Genomic DNA, 19,665 nt, shown 5'->3' on the forward strand with positions numbered 1-19,665 from the left:
CGGGTCCCGACCCCGACCCCGGCCCCGGTGCGTCACGGGGTGCGGGCGACCGCCATGTGCCAGAGCGGGCGGACGATGCCGGCGGCCGGGGTGGTGGTGACGTGGAGTTCGGCGTCCAGGCCCAGGACCGCCGTCGTCGCGCCGCCCGAGGCGTCGAGGAGGCCCGACGGGGCGCCCGCGTAGAGCATCTTGGACTCCTTCCACGCCGGCGGCCCGCCCAGCGTGGTCGTGCTGACCGTGCCGGTGTCCGCGCGGCCCGTCAGGACCCGGCCCGCGACACCGACCGCACCGTAACCGGCCCGCCCGCCCGCCTCGGTGACGGCGGACACCGTCGGCTTGTCGGGGCCCGCCGTGACCAGGGCGCTGCGCACCACGCCCGAGTCGGGGCGGCGGAAGTAGAGGCGTACGCCCGCAGCGTCGGGGGTGGCGGTGAGGGGGATCGTGGTCGGGGGGAGGTTCGTCGGGAAGGGTCCGCGCAGCGGCGCGCCCGGGGCGGGCTGGATCCACCCCAGGACGGTGCGCCGGGTCGACGCGTACACGTGGCGCCGTCCCTCCGAGTCCACCGCCGTGACCGGGTCGCCCTGGAGGTCCTGGCCGCCGAGCCGCTGCCAGGCGGTGAAGGTGCCGGACGGCTGCTCGGTGCGGGACCGCAGGGTGTGGCGCGCGTCACGGACGTACACGGTCAGTCGGCCGTCCGCGTCGAAGCTCGCCATGGGGGAGCTGATCGACGAGGTGCCGGACTCGTCGTTCGTCTCGGGGGTGCCGAGCGAGTGCCAGTCCCCGAACGGGCCGCCCGGCGCGGACTGGACGGCGTACACGATCTCGCGCCGGTAGTCCGCGGGGGCGGGGCCGAGGACGGTGCGGGTGCCGAAGACGGCGACGCGGCCGTCGGCGAGCCGGGCGGTGCTCGCCCCCGGGTCGATGCCGGTGCCGGGGAGGAGCGCGGGGCCCGCCCAGACGCCGGCGCCGTCGCGGGTCCAGACGGCCATCTGGCCGTCCAGCGGGGCGAAGGCGTACACGGTGCCCGGCGTGCCCTCGACCATCCAGGAGGCGCTGTCGGCGCGGGCGTAGCGCATGGACTGGGCCCAGTTGGAGCCGTAGGGGCTGCCCGCCACCTTGCGGTCGCCGCAGCCCGAGGGGCTGCCGCAGTAGTTCTCCATGTCCTGCCAGGCGTACGTCTTCAGGTAGCCGACCTTGGTGTCGACCGTCTGGGGGTCGAGCACGTGCGGGAGGCTGCCGTTGAGGTACCCGAGGTAGCTCTGCACCGAGAAGTGCGGGCGGTCGGTCACCTGCCGGGCGTACGCGGTGGTCGCGGCCTGCGAGAACCGCGCGGCGTACATGTGGTCCTGGTGGTCGGTGTAGCGGCCGGTCCGCTCGTTGCGGCCCGGCGTCGGGTCGAGCGTGCGTATCGTCGTCGGCTTGTACCGCTCCAGTACCCCGACCATCGTCTGTACGAGCTGGTCCTTGGTGTACGTGTAGGCCTGCTTGACCGGGCTGCCGGAGGCCAGTTGGGGACCGAGCGCGGGTATCTGCCCGTTCCACAGGCCGTGCAGGCTGAGCGGGTTCAGGTTCGACCCGTGGCGGGCCTCGCGCATCTGTATCCACACCAGGTTGACCCGGGGCATGGCGACGAGGACGTCCAGCTCGGCGTGACCGCCGCCGGCGGTGGGTATGACCGTGCGCTTCCAGGGGCTCGTGCGGTCCCCGGTGGCCATCTGCGCGTACGCGCCGCGTATGCCGTTCTGCCGGGCCTCGGCGTAGTGGTCGCGGTCGGCGGGCTGCGCAGGGTCCTTGGCGGCGCCGCCGAGCGCCTGGTTGCGTCCGTCGGCCTCGCCGGAGGTGAGGTAGACGGTGGTGAGCGGGGTACCGGAGAGCAGGGACCGACTGAGGTCCGGGTTCATGAAGAACAGGTCGTCGTCGGGGTGGGCGGCTATCTGGACGACCGAACCGGCCGTGTTGCTCGTGAGGACGAGAGGCGTCGCCGTCTGGCCGGCGGAGGTCTGCTGGTCGGTGGCCACGGCCAGCGCGCCCGTGGCGCCGATGGTCAGCACGGGGAGCAGCGCGGCGAGGAACAATCGGCGACGGGTCGTCCGCATCAGTCACGCCTTGGGTTCGTTCCGGGCGGAGGGAGATCCGCCGAGCAGTCGGGTCGATCAATGAGAGGTCAACACGGCGAACTTGGTTCACCGAAGTGACCGACGTCTCATGCTTTTCGGAAGTGACCCCGCATGATTGTGCCTTGTGCGATTTTGTGGTCGCACGTCGCCCCCACCGTGTAGAGGGCATGCAGTGTGACGGCGGCTACTCAGAGACCCCCACGGATCATCAGATAAGCGGACAAATACGCCTCGGGGTGTGTGTCGCATATGTGACGCATCTGTACCGAGGTGCCGCCCCCCGCGCCCCGGTGAGCCGAACGCCCGCTCCGGCTAGGCTCGCCCCAGAGCCGGCCGGGCCACCGGCAGCGACGCACGCGGGAGGCGGCGGGATGACAGTCCCGGGACGCAGGAGCAGCACTTTCATCCGGCTGCTCCGCAGCGGGTTCACCGACCCCTCGGGCGCCGCCCGACTCCTCGACGCGGACGCCCTGTCGGCCGTACGGGCCGACCCCGTGCTCCTCGACGCCCTCGGCGCCACCGCCGACCCCGACCTCGCCCTCCTCGGGCTCGTCCGGCTCGCGGAGGCCCAACGGCCCGAGGAACTCCGTGTGCTCCTCGACACACTCGTCAGCGCCAAACCGCTGCGCGACCGACTGCTCGGCGTACTCGGCGCCTCCGAGGCCCTCGGCGACCACCTCGCCCGCCACCCGCAGGACTGGCAGGCCCTGGTCACCTACGAGGCGGCCGACCTGCACCCCGGACTCGCCGAGTTCGAGCGCGGACTCGCCGACGCCCACGACCCCGTGCAACTGCGCGTCTCCTACCGCCGCTGCCTGCTCTCCATCGCCGCCCGCGACGTCTGCGGCACCACCGACGTCCAGCAGGTCGCCGCCGAACTCGCCGACCTCGCCACCGCCACCCTGCGCGCCGCCCTGCGCATCGCCTCCGCCGCCGCCCCCGAGGACGCGGCCCGGTGCAGACTCGCCGTCATCGCCATGGGCAAGTGCGGAGGCAACGAACTCAACTACGTGTCCGACGTGGACGTGATCTTCGTCGGGGACAGCCCCGACGGCGAGGACGAGGGCCGGGCCGTCCAGGCCGCCACCCGCCTCGCCTCCCACCTGATGCGGATCTGCTCCGAGACCACCGTCGAGGGCACCATCTGGCCCGTCGACGCGAACCTGCGCCCCGAGGGCAGAAACGGTCCGCTGGTCCGCACCCTCGCCTCCCACCTCGCCTACTACCAGCGCTGGGCCAAGACCTGGGAGTTCCAGGCCCTCCTCAAGGCCCGGGCCGTCGCCGGCGACGAAACCCTCGGCGCCGAGTACATCGACGCCATAAGCCCCCTCGTCTGGCAGGCCGCCGAACGCGAGAACTTCGTGCCCGACGTCCAGAAGATGCGCCGCCGCGTCGTCGACAACATCCCCGCCGCCCAGGTCGACCGCGAACTCAAGCTCGGCCCGGGCGGCCTGCGCGACGTCGAGTTCGCCGTCCAGCTGCTCCAACTCGTACACGGCCGCACCGACGCCACCCTGCACTCCGGCACCACCCTCGACGCCCTGCACGCCCTCGCCGCCGGCGGCTACGTCGGCCGGGCCGACGCCGCCCAGCTCCACGACGCGTACCGCTTCCTGCGCGCCATGGAACACCGCATCCAGCTCTACCGGCTGCGCCGCACCCACCTCGTCCCCGAAGACGAGAACGACCTGCGCCGCCTCGGCCGCTCCATGGGCCTGCGCACCGAACCCGTCGCCGAACTCAACAAGGCCTGGCGCCGGCACGCCTCCGTGGTCCGCCGCCTGCACGAGAAGATCTTCTACCGGCCGCTCCTCGACGCCGTCGCCCAGCTCGCGCCCGGCGAGACCCGGCTCTCCCCGCGCGCCGCCGGCCAGCGCCTCGAAGCCCTCGGCTACGCCGACCCCGTCGCCGCCCTGCGCCACCTCGAAGCCCTCGCCTCCGGCGTCAGCCGCAAGGCCGCCATCCAACGCACCCTGCTCCCGGTCATGCTCGGCTGGTTCGCGGACTCCGCCGACCCCGACGCGGGCCTGCTGAACTTCCGCAAGGTCTCCGACGCCCTCGGCAAGACCCCCTGGTACCTGCGCCTGCTCCGCGACGAGGGCGCCGCCGCCGAGAACCTCGCCCGCGTCCTGTCCGCCGGCCGGCTCGCCCCCGACCTGCTGATGCGCGCCCCCGAGGCGGTCGCCCTGCTCGGCGACCCCGAAGGCCTCCAGCCCCGTACCCACGAGGCCCTGGAACAGGAGGTGCTGGCCGCCGTCAACCGCGCCGAGAACGCCGAGGCCGCCGTCGCCGCGGCGCGCGGCGTGCGCCGCCGCGAACTGTTCCGCACCACCGCCGGCGACATCATCGGCTCCTACGGCACCGAGGACAACCCGGCCGAGGAGGACCACGGGGCCCTCGTCGACCGGGTCGGCTCCGCCGTCTCCGACCTCACCGCCGCCACCATCGCGGGCGCCCTGCGCGCCGCCGTGCGCGAGCAGTGGGGCGACACCCTGCCCACCCGGTTCGCCGTGATCGGCGTCGGCCGCTTCGGCGGCCACGAACTCGCCTACGGCTCCGACGCCGACGTCCTGTTCGTCCACGAACCCCGCGAGGGCGTCGACGAACAGGACGCCGCGAAAGCCGCCCAGGCCGTCGTCTCCGAGATGCGCAGACTCCTCCAGCTGCCGTCCGCCGACCCGCCGCTGCTCATCGACGCCGACCTGCGCCCCGAAGGCCGCTCCGGTCCACTGGTGCGCACCCTGCCCTCGTACGCCGCCTACTACCGCCGCTGGTCGCTGACCTGGGAGTCCCAGGCCCTGCTGCGGGCCGCGACGGTCGCCGGCGACCAGGAGCTCGGCTCGCGCTTCATCGACCTGATCGACCCCCTGCGCTACCCCGTGGAGGGCCTCGGCGACGACGCCGTACGGGAGATCCGCCGGCTCAAGGCCCGCATGGAGTCCGAGCGGCTGCCGCGCGGAGCCGACCCCACCCTGCACACCAAACTCGGCCGGGGCGGCCTCAGCGACGTCGAGTGGACCGTCCAACTGATGCAGATGCGCCACGCCTGGGCCGAACCCGGCCTGCGCACCACCCGCACCCGGGAAGCCCTCGCCGCCGCCCACGCGGCCGGGCTGATCCCCACCGAGGAGGCGCAGATCCTCGACGAGGCGTGGGTGCTCGCCACCCGGGTCCGCAACGCCGTGATGCTGGTCCGCGGCCGGGCGGGGGACACCTTCCCGTCCGAGGCGCGCGAACTGGCCGCCGTCGGCCGCTACCTCGGCTACGCCGAGGGCACCGCCGGCGACATGCTGGAGGACTACCGTCGCATCACCCGCCGCGCCCGCGCGGTGGTCGACGAACTCTTCTACGGCGCCTGACCCCGGCCCCGACCCGGCCGCGGCTGCGCCCCCGGCCGCGGCGGGCGGGGCCGTCAGGCGCCCGGGGCCGCCAGGAGACCCCGGGCGTACGCCAGGAACGCGGCCAGGCCCAGGTCGAAGGCGGCGTCCGCCCGCCCCGGCGCCCCGGCCCCCGCCCCGTGCGCGGCCAGCTCCCCGGCCAGGAGCGGGGTCCCCGGCGTCGGCTCCCACATGGCCTCCGGGGCCGCCAGGTCCAGCGCCGAGCCCAGCACCAGGTTCTCCAGCCCGGTCAACAGCGGCATCACCCGCTCCACCGGGAAGCCCGCCGCCAGCAGCAGCGCGACGGCCCGCTCGTACTGCGCCAGCACCATCGGGGCCCGGACCGGCGTCGTCATCAGCAGCGGGATCGCCCTCGGGTACGCGGCGAAGGCCGCCCGGTAGGACCGCGCCCAGTCCTCCAGCGCCCGGTCCCACGGCCGGCCCTCCAGCGTCCCGCCGTCGATCGCCGCGCAGACCCGCTCGCGGATCAGCTCCACCACCCCGGCCCGACCGTCCACGTGGTGATACACCGACGCGGTCTGCACCCCCAACGCCCGGGCGATCTGCGGAACGCTGAACTCACCCTGCTCCGCGACCAGTTGCAGCGCGACCGTGCCGATCCGCTCCCGGTCGAGCAAGGGGGTGCGCGGCCGTGCCATCAATTTTCTCCCGCCGTCAGGTCTTCCCGTATGCCAAAACGGGAGGCTACATTGCCGCAAACCGAAAGCCTTTAGGTTTTGCTTCACCGTCGCCCGCCGTTCGCAGAAGGGTGCCTCCGCATGCCCCCAACGCCGCAACCGCCTGCCGCCGGAACCACCCCGGCCCCGCGTCGCGCCACCCTCGGCACCGCCGACATCTCCTTCTTCGTCGTCTCGGCCGCCGCCCCGCTGACTGTCATGGCCGGCGTCGCACCCGTCGCCATCCTGCTCGGCGGCATCGGCGCCCCCGCCGGATACCTCCTCGCCGGCCTCACCCTCGCCGTCTTCGCCGTCGGCTTCACCACCATGAGCCGCCACGTCCGCAGCGGCGGCGCCTTCTACGCGTACATCACCCGCGGCCTCGGCACACACGTCGGCATCGGCGCCGCCCTGCTCGCCCTCGTCGGCTACAACGGCATGGAGATCGGCGTCTACGGCCTCCTCGGCACCACCACCGCCGACACCGCCCACGCCCTCTGGGGCCTGGACGTCCCCTGGCTGCCCGTCTCCCTCGCCGGCCTCGTCCTCATCTGGTACGGCGGCTTCCGCTCCATCGACTTCGGCGCCAAACTGCTCGGCGTCCTGCTCGTCGCCGAGACCGGCATACTCGTCCTGCTCGCCGCCGGAGTCCTCCTCAAGGGCGGCGCCCACGGACTGTCCGCCGGCTCCTTCGCCCCCGGCGCGGTCCTCGTCCCCGGCACCGCAGCCGTCCTGGCCTTCGCCTTCGCCGCCTTCACGGGCTTCGAGTCCACCGTCATCTACCGCCGCGAGGCCCGCGATCCCGACCGGACCATCCCGCGCGCCACCTACATCGCCGTCGCCTTCCTCGGCCTCTTCTACGCCTTCATCGTCTGGACCGTCATCCAGGCCTTCGGCGCCGACGCCGTCGTCCGGGCCGCCGCCGACGACCCCGGCGGCCTCTTCTTCGCCGCCATCGACACCTACGTCGGACCGTGGGCCGTCGACCTGATGCACGTCTTCATCGTCACCAGCGTCATCGCCTCCCTCCTCGCCTTCCACAACGCCATCAACCGCTACGGCCTCGCCCTCGCCGAGGAAGGCGTCCTGCCCGCCGCCCTCGGCAGGATCCACCCCCGACACGGCTCCCCGTACGTCGCCGGCGTCGCCCAGACCGTCCTCGGCGCGGTGATCGTCCTCGGATTCGCCCTCGCCGGCGCCGACCCGTACCAACAGTTGCTGCTCTGGGTGAACACCCCCGGCATGATCGGCCTCATGGCACTGATGCTGCTGGCCGCCATCGCCATACCCGTCTACTTCCGCCGCGTCGCCCACGCCGAGGGCCCCTGGCGGACCCTGATCGCGCCCGTCGTCGCGGCCGTCCTGCTCACCGCCGCGATCTACCTGGTCGCCTCCAAGGTCGCCCTGTTCACCATGGCCTCGCCCACCGTCAACACGATCCTCGTGGCCGTCGTACCCGCCGTCTTCCTCGGCGGACTCGGCCTCGCCCGTCGCCTGAAGACGCGCCGCCCCGAGATCTACGCCCGCTTCGCCGAAGAACCCGCCACCCGCGCACACCCCGAAGGAGAAGAGCCGTGCCCGCTGCCGACACCGTCCTCACCGGAGCCCGCGTCCGCACCCTCGACCCCGACCGCCCCGAGGCCCGCGCGGTAGCCGTCCGCGACGGCGAGATCCTCGCCGTCGGCGACGAGAGCGACGTACGGGACTGGCGCGGACCCGCCACCGAGGTGATCGACCTCGGCGGCGCCACCCTCACCCCCGGCCTCACCGATTCCCACAGCCACCCCGTCTGGGGCATCGAGATGGCCACCGGGACCGACCTCTCCGCCGTCCGGGACCTCGACCAGCTCCGCGCCGCCCTGCGCGCCGCCGACCGCGGCCCCGGAGGCTGGATCGTCGGCCACGGCCTCGACCACAACGCCTTCGGCGGTCGCCCCGTCGACCGCTCCCTCGTCGAGGGCGCCCTGGCCGGCGCCCCCGCCTTCCTGCGCCTGTACGACGGACACTCCGCCCTCGCCTCCGAAGCGGCCCTGCGGGCCGCCGGCATCACCGGGCCCCGCACCTTCGCCCAGCGCTCCGAGATCGTCTGCGACGCGCAGGGCCGACCCACCGGCCACCTCGTCGAACACGCCGCGATGGACCTCGTCGGCGCCCTCGTCCCCAAGTCCTCCTCCGCCGAACGCCGCGGCCGCCTCCTCGCCCTCCTCGCCGAGATGGCCGCCGGCGGACTCACCGGCGCCCACGTGATGGACCTCGGCGACGGGGACGTACCGGCCCTGCTCTCCACCGTCGAGTACGAGGGCGACCTGCCGCTGCGCCTGCGGCTGTCCCCCTGGTGCATGCCGGGCGCCGGCCCCGACGAACTGGAGGAACTCGTCGAACTCCAACTCCTGCGCGGCCGCCACTGGCAGGTCGGCGGCGTGAAGTTCTTCATGGACGGCACCGTCGAGGGCGGAACGGCCTGGCTGGAGCACGCCGACTGCCACGGCCAGGGCACGGACGCCTTCTGGCCCGACCCCCGCGCCTACTCCCGCGCGGTACACACCCTCGACGCCGCCGGCGTCGGCACCGCCACCCACGCCATCGGGGACGCCGCCGTCCGACACGTCCTGGACACGGTGGCGGACCTGGGCCCGCAGGCCCGGGCACGGCACCGGATCGAGCACATCGAGACCGTCCCCGACGACCAGCTGAAGCGGTTCGCGGAACTCGGGGTGATCGCCTCGATGCAGCCGCCGCACACCGCGTACACCCGGGCCGACCACAGCGACGAGTGGTCCAAACGACTCGGGGACGCCCGCGCGGACCGCGCTTGGCGCTGCCGCGACCTGCGCGACGCCGGGGCGGTGCTCGCCCTCGGCTCGGACTGGCCCATCGCCCACCACGACGCCCGCCAGGTCCTGGTGACCGCCCGCAGCCCCCTCGGTGCGGCCTCGACGGGAGCCGCCCTCACCGGGCTGATGGCACTGGAGGGCATGACCTCGCACGCCGCGCTCGCGGCCGGCGAGGAGAAGGTGGCGGGCCGCATCGCGGCCGGCTTCCGGGCGGACCTGACGGCCTTCACCCTCGACCCCGTGGACGCGGCGCCGAACGAGGTGGCCGAGGCACCGATCCGGCTCACGATGTCGGGCGGCCGGATCACGCACCGCGCGGGCCGATGAGGCACGGACGCGCGAGAACGGTCGGCGCGGGGGTCGGCGGTACGGTCGGCGCGACGGCCGGCAGTACCGTCAGCGCCTGAAGCGGTTCGCCAGCGCCGCCGCCACCGGATGCCGGTCCACGGCCCGGGGGTGGCGGGGCAGTCGGTGCGGGAGCGATCCGTACCAGGCGCGCGAGACGGCGTACCCGAAGGTCAGGCAGAGCATGCCGCCCACGGCGTCGAGCCAGAAGTGGTTCGCGGTGGCCACGATGACGACCAGCGTCGCCGTCGGGTACAGCAGGCCCAGGATCCGGACCCAGGGCGCGGACGCGATCGCGAAGATCGTCAGCCCGCACCAGAGCGACCACCCTATGTGCATCGACGGCATGGCGGCGTACTGGTTCGACATGTGCTTGAGGTCGCCCGAGGCCATCGAACCCCAGGTGTGGTGGACCAGCACGGTGTCGATGAAGTCCTGCCCGTTCATCAACCGGGGCGGCGCGAGCGGGTAGAAGAAGTACCCGACCAGGGCGACGCCGGTGGTGGCGAAGAGCACCATGCGGGTGCCCGCGTACCGCCCCGGGTGAAAGCGGTAGATCCACACCAGCACGCCGATGGTCACGACGAAGTGCAGCGTCGCGTAGTAGTAGTTCATGCCGACGATCAACCACGTCACCGAGTTGACGGCGTGGTTGATCGACTGCTCCACGGCGATGCCCAGGGTGCGCTCGACGCTCCAGATCCAGTCGGCGTTCGACAGCGCGACCGCCTTCTGCTCCGGGACGGCGTTGCGGATCAGCGAGTAGGTCCAGTAGCTGATCGCGATCAGCAGGACCTCGAACCAGATCCGGGGCCGGCGGGGCGCGCGGAGTCGGGTGAGAAGAGAACGCTCGGAGGCCGGGCGGGCCTCATTCTCGGTCACGGTGGGTGACGAGACGTCCGTCCGGGTTTCCAGTGTCTTCACGCTCGCTTCACCCATGGGGAAAGAGTCTGCCAGATACGTTCTCGCCTTCGATCATCCCGTGGGACGGTCTTGGGACCGCCCGCTCAACCCCGGGGATGACGGGATCCCCTCAGGGCGTACGCCGCTGCCTGGGCCCGGACGCGGTCGAACCGCGGACCACCAACTCGGGGAGGAAGACGAACTCGCTGTGCGGGGCCGGCGTACCGCCGATCTCCTCCAGCAGGGTCCGGACCGCTGCCTGCCCCATGGCCTGCACCGGCTGCCTGATCGTGGTCAGCGGCGGATCCGTGAACGCTATGAGAGGGGAGTCGTCGAAGCCCACCACCGACACGTCCTGCGGAACCTTCAGGCCCTGCTGCCGCGCGGCCCGGATCGCACCGAGCGCCATCATGTCGCTCGCGCACACCACCGCCGTGCAGCCCCGCGCGATCAACGCGGTCGCCGCGGCCTGCCCGCCCTCCAGCGTGTACAGGGAGTGCTGGATCAACTCCTCGACCTCGGCCTCGTCGAGTCCGAGTCGTTCCTTCATGCCGAGCCGGAAACCCTCGATCTTGCGCAACACCGGCACGAACCGCTTCGGTCCGACCGCGAGGCCGATCCGCGTGTGACCGAGCGCCGTCAGATGGGTCACCGCGAGCTGCATCGCCGCCCGGTCGTCGGGGGAGACGAACGGAGCCTGGACCTTGTCGGAGAAGCCGTTGATGAGGACGTACGGAACGCCCTGCCCGCGGAGCTGGTCGTAGCGCCCCATGTCGGCCGTGGTGTCGGCGTGCAGACCGGACACGAAGATGATCCCGGAGACCCCCCGGTCCACCAGCATCTCCGTCAGCTCGTCCTCGGTGGACCCGCCGGGCGTCTGCGTGGCCAGCACCGGGGTGTACCCCTGCCGGGTCAGTGCCTGCCCGATGACCTGCGCCAGCGCCGGAAAGATCGGGTTGTCGAGTTCGGGGGTTATCAGACCGACGAGTCCGGCGCTGCGCTGGCGCAGCTTCACGGGCCGCTCGTAGCCGAGCACGTCGAGCGCGGCCAGCACGGATTCGCGGGTGCCTGCGGCCACACCGGGCTTGCCGTTGAGCACGCGGCTGACTGTGGCTTCGCTGACCCCCGCCTGGGCTGCGATGTCGGCTAGCCGTGCGGTCACGGGATTGGACTGTACCGGTCACGCGTCACAATGCCCACCACGTGCACGAGTCCGGGGGCAACAGGACACTGCGACCGTCCGTCTCCACGGGTGCACTGGAGAGCACCGGCCGCCCCGGCGAGGGGAGTTGGAGCGCCTGGGGCCGGGTGTTGAGGGTGCAGGCGAAGCCGGGGCGGGTGAACAGCAGCACCCCCTCCGGAGCGGGCAGCCACGTCAGGCCCCCTGCGTCCGGGGAGCCCAGCCCGGGCAACGCGCGCCGCAGCTCCAGCGCCGCCCGGTACAGCTCCAGCGTGGAATGCGGGTCGCCGGTCTGCGCGGCGACGCTGAGCCCCGCCCAGTCGGCGGGCTGCGGCAGCCAGCTGCCGCCCGGCCCGAAGTCGTACGGAGGCGCCTCCCCGGACCAGGGGAGCGGGATCCGGCAGCCGTCACGCAGCCCGTCCTGCCCGGAGCCGCGGTGGAAGGCGGGGTCCTGGCGGACGGTGTCGGGGAGGTCGACGACCTCGGGCAGGCCGAGTTCCTCGCCCTGGTAGACGTACGCGGATCCGGGCAGCGCCAGCATCAGCAGCGCGGCGGCCCGCGCCCGGGCCAGACCCCGCGCGCCGCCCCCGTACCGGGTCACGTGCCGCACCACGTCGTGATTCGAGAGCACCCACGTCGTCGGCGCACCCACGGAAGCCGTCGCGGCCAGCGATTCGTCGATGACGGTGCGCATCGCGCCCGCGTCCCACGGACAGTTCAGGAAGCGGAAGTTGAAGGCCTGGTGCAGCTCGTCGGGCCGCACGTACAGCGCGAGCCGCTCCGAGGTCGGGGCCCAGGCCTCCGCCACCCCGATCGCGGGCCCCGGCCGCGGGCCCTCGTGCGCGTCGAGGAGCCGCCGCCAGGAACGGTGGATCGCGTGCACCCCGTCCTGGTCGAAGAAGGGGAGCGGCTCCGTGCCGATCAGGGTGGCCTGGGCGCCGCGGCCGATGTCCGGCAGCCCGGGCGCCTTGACCATGCCGTGCGCCACGTCCACCCGGAACCCGTCCACACCGAGGTCCAACCAGAACCGCAGCACGTCCGCGAACTCCGCCGCCACCTCGGGATGGTCCCAGTCGAGGTCGGGCTGCTCGGGCGCGAACAGGTGCAGGTACCACTGCCCGTCCTCGACACGGGTCCAGGCGGGCCCCCCGAAGATCGACTCCCAGTCGTTCGGCGGCAGCTCGCCGGCCACGCCCCGCCCCGGACGGAAGTGGTACCGCTCCCGGGCGGCGGGATCCTCCAGGGCCGCCCGGAACCACGGGTGCTCCTCGGAGGTGTGGTTCGGCACCACGTCCACGATCACCCGCAGCCCCTGGGCGTGCGCGGCCCGCAGCAGCTCGGCCGCGTCGGACAGATCGCCGAAGAGCGGATCCACGGCCCGGTAGTCGGCGACGTCGTAGCCGCCGTCCGCCTGCGGGGAGACGTAGAAGGGGGTCAGCCACACGGCGTCGACCCCCAGCCGGGCCAGGTGGGGGAGCCGCTCGCGCACCCCGTTCAGGTCGCCGACGCCGTCGCCGTCGCTGTCGGCGAAGGAACGCACGTACACCTGATAGATGACGGCATCGCGCCACCAGCCGCCGCTCGCGCCGGTGTTGCTGGAAGCGCTTGCAAGCCGGGGCGCGGTCAGCTCATGGGTCATGTCGGGGTCAACGCGGCGACACACCCCCTGGTTGCGGGCCCGGGGACTCGAAGCCGACTCGAACTAACAGCAAGCTGCGGCAACCGTACGGACACACGGATGTAACGATCACCATCACTTGCAGAAAGTTGCCGCAAGGTCTTTCGGTCGGCTTTCAGTCTTGTTACGTTCCTGGCAACTCGGGACCGCGAGGAAGCGGCCGGGATCATCGAAGGAGTTCATATGCGGCGTGGCATAGCGGCCACCGCGCTGGTCGCGGCCCTGGCGCTCGCGGCGACGGCTTGCAGCGGTGACAGCGGGAACGACAACGGCGACACCAAGGCCGGCGGTGAGCTGACCGGCACGGTGACGTGGTGGGACACCTCGAACGACGCCGAGAAGGCCAGCTTCCAGAAGATCGCCGAGGCGTTCACCGCGAAGCACCCCAAGGTCACCGTCAAGTACGTCAACGTCCCGTACGGCGACGCGCAGAACAAGGCCAAGAACGCCTTCACCAGCGGCTCCGAGGCCCCTGACGTGATCCGCGCCGACGTCGGCTGGGTCGCCGACTTCGCCTCCCTCGGCTACCTCGACGAGGTACCCGCCGAGACCGCCAAGAAGGTCGACGCGGAGTTCCTCCCGCAGGCCGCGGCCAGCGGCAAGTACGAGGGCAAGACCTACGCCGTCCCGCAGGTCATCGACACCCTCGGCCTCTTCTACAACAAGAAGATGCTCGCGGACGCCGGCGTCAAGCCCCCCACCACGCTGGAGGAGCTGAAGACCGCCTCCGCCGCCATCAAGGCGAAGACCGGCAAGGCCGGCCTGTACCTGCGCGGCGACGACTCCTACTGGTTCCTCCCGCTGATCTACGGCGAGGGCGGCGACCTCGTCGACGCGAAGACCAAGACGGTCACCGTTGACAACGCCGCGGGCGTCAAGGCCTTCAAGACCGCCCGCGACCTGGTCACCTCCGGCGCGGCGATCACCAACGCCACCGACGGCTGGGTCAACATGCAGACCGCCTTCAAGTCGGGCGAGGTCGCCATGATGATCAACGGCCCCTGGGCCGTCGCCGACAGCTACGCCGGCGACCAGTTCAAGGACAAGGCCAACCTCGGCGTCGCCGCCGTCCCGGCCGGCTCCGTCAAGGCCGGCGCCCCGCAGGGCGGCCACGACCTCGCCGTCTACGCCGGCTCCAAGAACCGCACCGCCGCCCACGCCTTCGTGGAGTACATGACCTCCCAGGAGGTCCAGGTCCAGTCCGCCAAGGACCTGAGCCTGCTCCCGACCCGCACGGCCGCCTACGAGCAGCCGGACGTCAAGGGCAGCGAGATGGTCCAGTTCTTCAAGCCGGCCGTCGACAAGGCCGTCGAGCGCGCCTGGATCCCGGAGAACGGCTCCCTCTTCGAGCCGCTGAAGGTCGAATACACCAAGGCGGTCACCGGGGCGGCAAGCCCCGAGGACGCGGCCAAGGCGGCCGGCGTCGAGTTCCGCAAGATCCTCAAGGGCTGGAAGTAACAAGGCCATGGCTGCTCACACCAGCCAGTCGGTGGCGAAGGCCGCGGGCAACGATGACGGCGCCAAGAGCGACGACATCGCGGCCCGCGGCCGGAGCCGCAGGACTGACAGCGGGAATCGCGGTGGCTTCAAGCGCGCGCTGGCCACCCACTGGTACGCCTGGACGATGATCACCCCCGTGGTGCTCGTCCTCGGCGTCATCATCGGCTGGCCCCTCGTCCGCGGCGTCTACCTGTCGCTGACCGACGCCAACGAGCGCAACGTCGGCCGCACGATCGGCGCCAACCACATCGAGGCCACCTACGAGTTCGTCGGCCTCGACAACTACGCGGCCGTCCTCACCGACCCGGTGTTCCTGCAACGGCTGGTGTGGACGGTCAGCTGGACCGTCCTGTGCGTGTCGATCACCTTCGCGCTCGGACTGGCCCTGGCCACCATGCTCAACCGCGACTTCAAGGGCCGCGCCGCCTACCGGATGGCACTCATCCTGCCCTGGGCCGTCCCCGGCTTCGTGTCCGTCTTCGCCTGGCGGTTCCTCTTCAACCGCGACAACGGCATCCTCAACAAACTGCTCGACGGCGGCGGCATCTCCGCCATCCCGTGGCTCGACGATCCGACGTGGGCCAAGGTCTCCGTCATCACCGTCAACGTCTGGCTCGGCGTCCCCTTCATGATGGTCGCCCTCCTCGGCGGCCTCCAGTCCATCCCCGGCGAACTCTACGAAGCCGCCGAGATGGACGGCGCCACCCCCTGGCAGCGGTTCCGGCACATCACCCTGCCCGGCCTGCGCGCCGTCAGCATGACGGTGATCCTGCTCTCCACCATCTGGACCTTCAACATGTTCCCGGTGATCTTCCTGCTGACGCGGGGTGGACCCGGCGACTCCACCGAGATCCTGGTGACCCAGGCCTTCCGCCAGGCCTTCGTGGCCAGCCCCCGCGACTTCGCGGGCTCCGCCACCTGGGGCGTGCTCATCCTCGCCCTGCTCATGATCTTCGCGCTGGTCTACCGGCGCTCGCTGCGCAAGCAGGGAGAGGTGTGGTGACCGTGTCGACCGCCACGAACAAGGAACAGGCGGCCGGACCCCGCCGGGGACGCCGCCGCTCCCCGACCGCCTCCGTCGGACTCCACGCCACCCTGGTCGTCGCGTCCGTCATCGCCGTCTTCCCGGTCCTGTGGGTCCTGTTGACCTCCATCAAGCCCGCGAAGCACGCCATCAGCACCGACTTCGTGAAGGAACCCACCCTCGACAACTACCGCTACCTGGTGGAGTCGACCTCCTTCTTCTCCTGGTTCGCCAACTCCGTCCTCGTCGCCGGCGTCACCACGATCCTCGGCGTGTTCATCGCGGCCACCACCGGCTACGCCGTCAGCCGGTTCAAGTTCCCCGGCATGAAACCGCTCATGTGGACCCTGCTCATCACGCAGATGTTCCCCATGGCCATCCTCATCGTCCCGCTCTACAACCTCATGGGACAGCTCGGCCTGCTCAACCAGCCCGTCGGCCTGATCATCACGTACCTCACCATCGCCGTGCCCTTCTGCGCCTGGATGATGAAGGGCTTCTTCGACACCATCCCGGTGGAGATCGACGAATCCGGCCGCGTCGACGGACTCAACCCCTTCGGCACCTTCTGGCGACTCATCCTGCCCCTGGCCAAACCCGGCCTCGCCGTGACCGGCTTCTACGCCTTCATCACCGCCTGGGGCGAAGTCGCCTACGCCTCCGCCTTCATGGTCGGCGACGAGAACCTCACCCTGGCCGGCGGACTGCAGACCTTCGTCACGCAGTACACCTCCAACTGGGGAGCGATGACCGCCGCCTCGGTCCTCATCGCCATCCCCGCCGCCGTCTTCTTCCTCTTCGCCCAGCGTCACCTCGTCGCCGGAATGACCGCAGGCGCGACCAAGGGCTGACCACCCCTGCCTGCTCCCGCATCACCGGCCCGATCTCTTCAAGGACGACATGACCCAGCACCTCGCCGACGCCCTCCCCACCACGACCGGTACCCAGCCCGGCTGGTGGAGAGAAGCGGTGATCTACCAGGTCTATCCACGCAGCTTCGCCGACTCCAACGGGGACGGCATGGGGGACCTCGAAGGCATCCGGAGCCGACTGCCCTACCTCAAGGAACTGGGCGTCGACGCCGTCTGGCTCAGCCCCTTCTACGCCTCCCCGCAGGCCGACGCCGGATACGACGTCGCCGACTACCGGGCCATCGACCCCATGTTCGGCACCCTGCACGACGCCGACGCCGTGATCCGCGAAGCCCACGCCCTGGGCCTGCGCATCATCGTGGACCTCGTCCCCAACCACTGCTCCGACCAGCACGAATGGTTCAAGCAGGCACTCCGCGAAGGCCCCGGAACCCCCCTGCGCGAACGCTTCCACTTCCGGCCCGGCCAGGGCGCCGACGGCTCCCTGCCGCCCAACGACTGGGAATCGATCTTCGGCGGCCCCGCCTGGACCCGCGTCGAGGACGGCGAGTGGTACCTGCACCTCTTCGCACCCGAGCAGCCCGACTTCAACTGGGAACACCCCGCCGTCCAGGACGAGTTCCGCTCCATCCTGCGATTCTGGCTCGACCTCGGCGCAGACGGCTTCCGCATCGACGTCGCCCACGGCCTCGTCAAGGCCCCCGGCCTGCCCGACCTCGGCCGCGACGAACAACTCAAGCTCCTCGGCAACCAGGTCCTCCCCTTCTTCGACCAGGACGGCGTCCACGAGATCTACCGCTCCTGGCGCACCGTCCTCGACGAGTACGCCGGCGACCGCATCGGCGTCGCCGAGGCCTGGACCCCCAGCGCCGACCGCACCGCGCTGTACCTGCGCCCCGACGAACTCCACCAGGCCTTCAACTTCCACTACCTGAACACCGGTTGGGACGCCGAGGCGCTGCGCTCCGCCATCGACGACTCCCTCGACGCCATGCGCCCCGTGGGTGCGCCGACGACGTGGGTGCTGTCCAACCACGACGTGGTGCGGCACGTGACCCGGTACGGGGGCGGCGCGCGGGGTCTGGCCCGGGCGCGGGCCGCCGCGCTGCTGATGCTGGCGCTGCCCGGATCCGCGTACGTCTACCAGGGCGAGGAACTCGGCCTGCCCGAGGTCGTCGACCTCCCCGACGCCGTCCGCCAGGACCCGTCCTTCTTCAAGGAGAACGGCCAGGACGGACTCCGCGACGGCTGCCGCGTACCGATCCCGTGGTCGGGCGAGGAAGCCCCGTACGGCTTCGGCAGCGGCGGCAGCTGGCTGCCGCAGCCCGCCGACTGGGCCGGCCTGAGCGTCGCCGCGCAGACCGGCGACCCGCACTCCACGCTGGAGCTGTACCGGGCCGCGCTGCGCATCCGCCGCGAGCGCGACGACCTGGGCGCGGGCGACTCCGTCCACTGGCTGGAGGCCCCCGAAGGCGTACTGGCCTTCCGTCGCGGCGCGTTCACCTGCACGGTCAACACCACCGGGGAACCCGTACGCATGCCGCTGCCCGGCACGGCACTGCTGGCCAGCGCCGAGCTGACCGACCCGGACGTACTGCCCGGCGACACGGCGGTGTGGTGGCAGGGGTGACCAACCCCCTCAGGTTGACGGACATCGCCGCGCAGGCCCAGGTCAGCGAGGCGACCGTCAGCCGCGTCCTCAACGGGAAAGCGGGCGTCGCGGCCGGCACCCGGCACAAGGTGCTGGCCGCGCTCGACCTGCTGGGCTACGAACGCCCGGTGCGGCTCAAACGCCGCAGCAACGGCCTCGTGGGGCTGCTCATCCCGGAACTCACCAACCCCATCTTCCCGGCGTTCGCCCAGGTCATAGAGCAGGCGCTGGCGGGGCACGGGTACACACCGGTGCTCTGTACCCAGACACCGGGCGGGGCCACCGAGGACGAGCTGGTCGAGCAACTGGAGGAGCGGGGGGTCACCGGCATCGTCTTCCTGTCCGGCCTGCACGCGGACTCCTCCACCGACCCCTCGCGCTACCAACGGCTCGCCGCCCGGGGCGTGCCGTTCGTCCTGATCAACGGATTCAACGAGCACGTCAACGCGCCCTTCATCTCCCCGGACGACCGGGCGGCCGCCGACATGGCCGTCCGGCACCTGGAAGACCTCGGGCACCGCCGCATCGGCCTGGCCATCGGGCCGACGCGCTACGTCCCGTCGGCGCGCAAGGAAGCCGGCTTCACCGCCGCCCTGCCCTCGGCCGCCGCCGAAGGGCTCATCCAGCGCACCCTGTTCACCGTCGAGGGCGGCCACGCGGCGGGCGGAGCCCTGCTCGACCGCGGATGCACCGGCATCGTGTGCGGCAGCGACCCGATGGCGCTCGGTGTCATCCGCGCGGCCCGAGAGCGGGGACTGCGCGTACCGGAGGACGTGTCGGTCGTCGGCTTCGACGACTCCCCGCTGATCGCCTTCACGGACCCCCCGCTGACCACGGTCCGCCAACCGGTCCGCGCGATGGCGACGGCCGCGGTGGGCGCCCTGCTCGAAGCGGTGTCGGGAACGCCGGTCCAGCGCACGGAGTACGTCTTCCAACCAGAACTGGTGGTGAGAGGCTCGACGGGCCAGGGGCCGGGGGACTGAGGGGCGGGGCGGGGTCGGGGGTGCGGGTGGGGGGTGGCCGCTCGGGCGGGGGTGTGAGGGGTTGGGGGCGTCCCGTCAGTCCACTGTCCTTCCGGTTCGGGCCGGTCCCTCAAGGGCGCTCGCTGCGCTCGCGTCGCTTCGCGATGGCCTGCGGCCACCCTTGACCGACCGGTCCGAACCGAAATGCCAAAGACTGTCGGGAAGCCCCCGAAGGATGGCCGGGGGGTGTGCGCAGGGAGAACGGGCCCGTCAGAGAGGTGCGAGGAGGCTCCGCTCGCAGGACTCGTCAGATCCGACTCCCAAGATGTCGCCGGCACTCGTCTCGGGCACGCGCCAGATCGCTACACACTTGCTCTCGACTCAGCGTCCGCAGGCCGTCCGGGGCTGGACACAAGCAGCGATCCGGGCGATGGGTGCGCGTGGGAGAGGCGCCTGCGGGTGATCAGGGGCGCACGCGTGGATCGTTGGGTGCTTGACGTCAATCGGGGATGATCCGATCGTCCTCTGTTGCCGTTCGAGACCTT

The 19,665-nt window shown here is 71.8% G+C and carries 13 protein-coding genes; 8 read left to right on the plus strand and 5 right to left on the minus strand.

Annotated features, from left to right (window positions below):
* Window positions 1-32 precede the first annotated feature (32 nt).
* Complete coding sequence (locus OG906_RS23935; protein ID WP_329445653.1) at window positions 33-2,096, minus strand: PIG-L family deacetylase; 2,064 nt, start codon at window positions 2,094-2,096, stop codon at window positions 33-35.
* A 392-nt stretch (window positions 2,097-2,488) separates the two neighbouring features.
* Between OG906_RS23935 and OG906_RS23940 the strand changes: the two genes are divergently transcribed.
* Window positions 2,489-5,476: a bifunctional [glutamine synthetase] adenylyltransferase/[glutamine synthetase]-adenylyl-L-tyrosine phosphorylase gene (locus tag OG906_RS23940; protein ID WP_329445655.1), complete on the plus strand. Its 2,988-nt coding sequence runs from the start codon at window positions 2,489-2,491 to the stop codon at window positions 5,474-5,476.
* A 53-nt stretch (window positions 5,477-5,529) separates the two neighbouring features.
* On the opposite strand, the gene OG906_RS23945 is transcribed toward OG906_RS23940, so the two are convergent.
* A complete protein-coding gene (locus OG906_RS23945; protein ID WP_329445657.1) occupies window positions 5,530-6,153 on the minus strand; it encodes a TetR/AcrR family transcriptional regulator in 624 nt (207 codons plus the stop codon).
* 120 nt (window positions 6,154-6,273) lie between these two features.
* On the opposite strand from OG906_RS23945, the gene OG906_RS23950 reads away from it, so the two are divergent.
* Together OG906_RS23950 and OG906_RS23955 are read left to right on the plus strand one after the other, a co-directional pair.
* The gene (locus OG906_RS23950) at window positions 6,274-7,824 is read left to right on the plus strand and encodes an APC family permease (protein WP_329445659.1); all 1,551 of its coding nucleotides are present in this window, start codon (window positions 6,274-6,276) and stop codon (window positions 7,822-7,824) included.
* Complete coding sequence (locus tag OG906_RS23955) at window positions 7,746-9,332, plus strand: amidohydrolase (protein WP_329445661.1); 1,587 nt, start codon at window positions 7,746-7,748, stop codon at window positions 9,330-9,332. Before OG906_RS23950 ends, OG906_RS23955 begins: the two co-directional genes overlap by 79 nt.
* Before the next feature lie 69 nt (window positions 9,333-9,401).
* On the opposite strand, the gene OG906_RS23960 is transcribed toward OG906_RS23955, so the two are convergent.
* The 3 genes from OG906_RS23960 to OG906_RS23970 all read right to left on the minus strand — a co-directional run bounded on the left by OG906_RS23960 (window position 9,402) and on the right by OG906_RS23970 (window position 13,072).
* On the minus strand, window positions 9,402-10,289 hold the full coding sequence (locus OG906_RS23960; protein ID WP_329445663.1) for a phosphatase PAP2 family protein: 888 nt from the start codon (window positions 10,287-10,289) through the stop codon (window positions 9,402-9,404).
* A gap of 94 nt (window positions 10,290-10,383) precedes the next feature.
* Window positions 10,384-11,415 (minus strand): LacI family DNA-binding transcriptional regulator, encoded by a 1,032-nt coding sequence (locus OG906_RS23965; RefSeq protein ID WP_267798974.1) that lies wholly within the window; start codon window positions 11,413-11,415, stop codon window positions 10,384-10,386.
* 25 nt (window positions 11,416-11,440) lie between these two features.
* Window positions 11,441-13,072 carry a glycoside hydrolase family 13 protein gene (locus OG906_RS23970; RefSeq protein ID WP_267798975.1) on the minus strand — a complete coding sequence of 544 codons (1,632 nt, stop codon included), beginning with the start codon at window positions 13,070-13,072 and terminating at the stop codon, window positions 11,441-11,443.
* Between the two features lie 222 nt (window positions 13,073-13,294).
* Here OG906_RS23970 and OG906_RS23975 point away from each other — a divergent pair, with 222 nt between their 5' ends.
* From OG906_RS23975 to OG906_RS23995, 5 genes are read left to right on the plus strand one after another with little or no spacing between them, the layout of a single operon-like run.
* The gene (locus OG906_RS23975) at window positions 13,295-14,569 is read left to right on the plus strand and encodes an extracellular solute-binding protein (RefSeq protein WP_329445667.1); all 1,275 of its coding nucleotides are present in this window, start codon (window positions 13,295-13,297) and stop codon (window positions 14,567-14,569) included.
* Between the two features lie 7 nt (window positions 14,570-14,576).
* Entirely contained in the window at window positions 14,577-15,614 is a 1,038-nt protein-coding gene (locus tag OG906_RS23980) for a carbohydrate ABC transporter permease (RefSeq protein ID WP_267826490.1), read from the plus strand.
* On the plus strand, window positions 15,611-16,486 hold the full coding sequence (locus OG906_RS23985; protein ID WP_329445669.1) for a sugar ABC transporter permease: 876 nt from the start codon (window positions 15,611-15,613) through the stop codon (window positions 16,484-16,486). The genes OG906_RS23980 and OG906_RS23985 overlap by 4 nt, the downstream gene beginning before the upstream one ends.
* A gap of 49 nt (window positions 16,487-16,535) precedes the next feature.
* The gene (locus OG906_RS23990; protein ID WP_329445671.1) at window positions 16,536-18,137 is read left to right on the plus strand and encodes a glycoside hydrolase family 13 protein; all 1,602 of its coding nucleotides are present in this window, start codon (window positions 16,536-16,538) and stop codon (window positions 18,135-18,137) included.
* Window positions 18,125-19,141, plus strand: coding sequence for a LacI family DNA-binding transcriptional regulator (locus OG906_RS23995; RefSeq protein ID WP_267798979.1), 1,017 nt, complete (start codon window positions 18,125-18,127; stop codon window positions 19,139-19,141). Before OG906_RS23990 ends, OG906_RS23995 begins: the two co-directional genes overlap by 13 nt.
* Window positions 19,142-19,665: the final 524 nt, after the last annotated feature.

This window comes from Streptomyces sp. NBC_01426 (assembly GCF_036231985.1).
GTDB lineage: Bacteria > Actinomycetota > Actinomycetes > Streptomycetales > Streptomycetaceae > Streptomyces.

Coding starts and splice junctions, on each gene's coding strand:
- OG906_RS23935 (WP_329445653.1), bottom strand. CDS start 2,096: ATGCGGACGACCCGTCGCCGATTGTTCCTCGCCGCGCTGCTCCCCGTG.
- OG906_RS23970 (WP_267798975.1), bottom strand. CDS start 13,072: ATGACCCATGAGCTGACCGCGCCCCGGCTTGCAAGCGCTTCCAGCAAC.
- OG906_RS23990 (WP_329445671.1), top strand. CDS start 16,536: ATGACCCAGCACCTCGCCGACGCCCTCCCCACCACGACCGGTACCCAG.
- OG906_RS23940 (WP_329445655.1), top strand. CDS start 2,489: ATGACAGTCCCGGGACGCAGGAGCAGCACTTTCATCCGGCTGCTCCGC.
- OG906_RS23950 (WP_329445659.1), top strand. CDS start 6,274: ATGCCCCCAACGCCGCAACCGCCTGCCGCCGGAACCACCCCGGCCCCG.
- OG906_RS23980 (WP_267826490.1), top strand. CDS start 14,577: ATGGCTGCTCACACCAGCCAGTCGGTGGCGAAGGCCGCGGGCAACGAT.
- OG906_RS23960 (WP_329445663.1), bottom strand. CDS start 10,289: ATGGGTGAAGCGAGCGTGAAGACACTGGAAACCCGGACGGACGTCTCG.
- OG906_RS23975 (WP_329445667.1), top strand. CDS start 13,295: ATGCGGCGTGGCATAGCGGCCACCGCGCTGGTCGCGGCCCTGGCGCTC.
- OG906_RS23945 (WP_329445657.1), bottom strand. CDS start 6,153: ATGGCACGGCCGCGCACCCCCTTGCTCGACCGGGAGCGGATCGGCACG.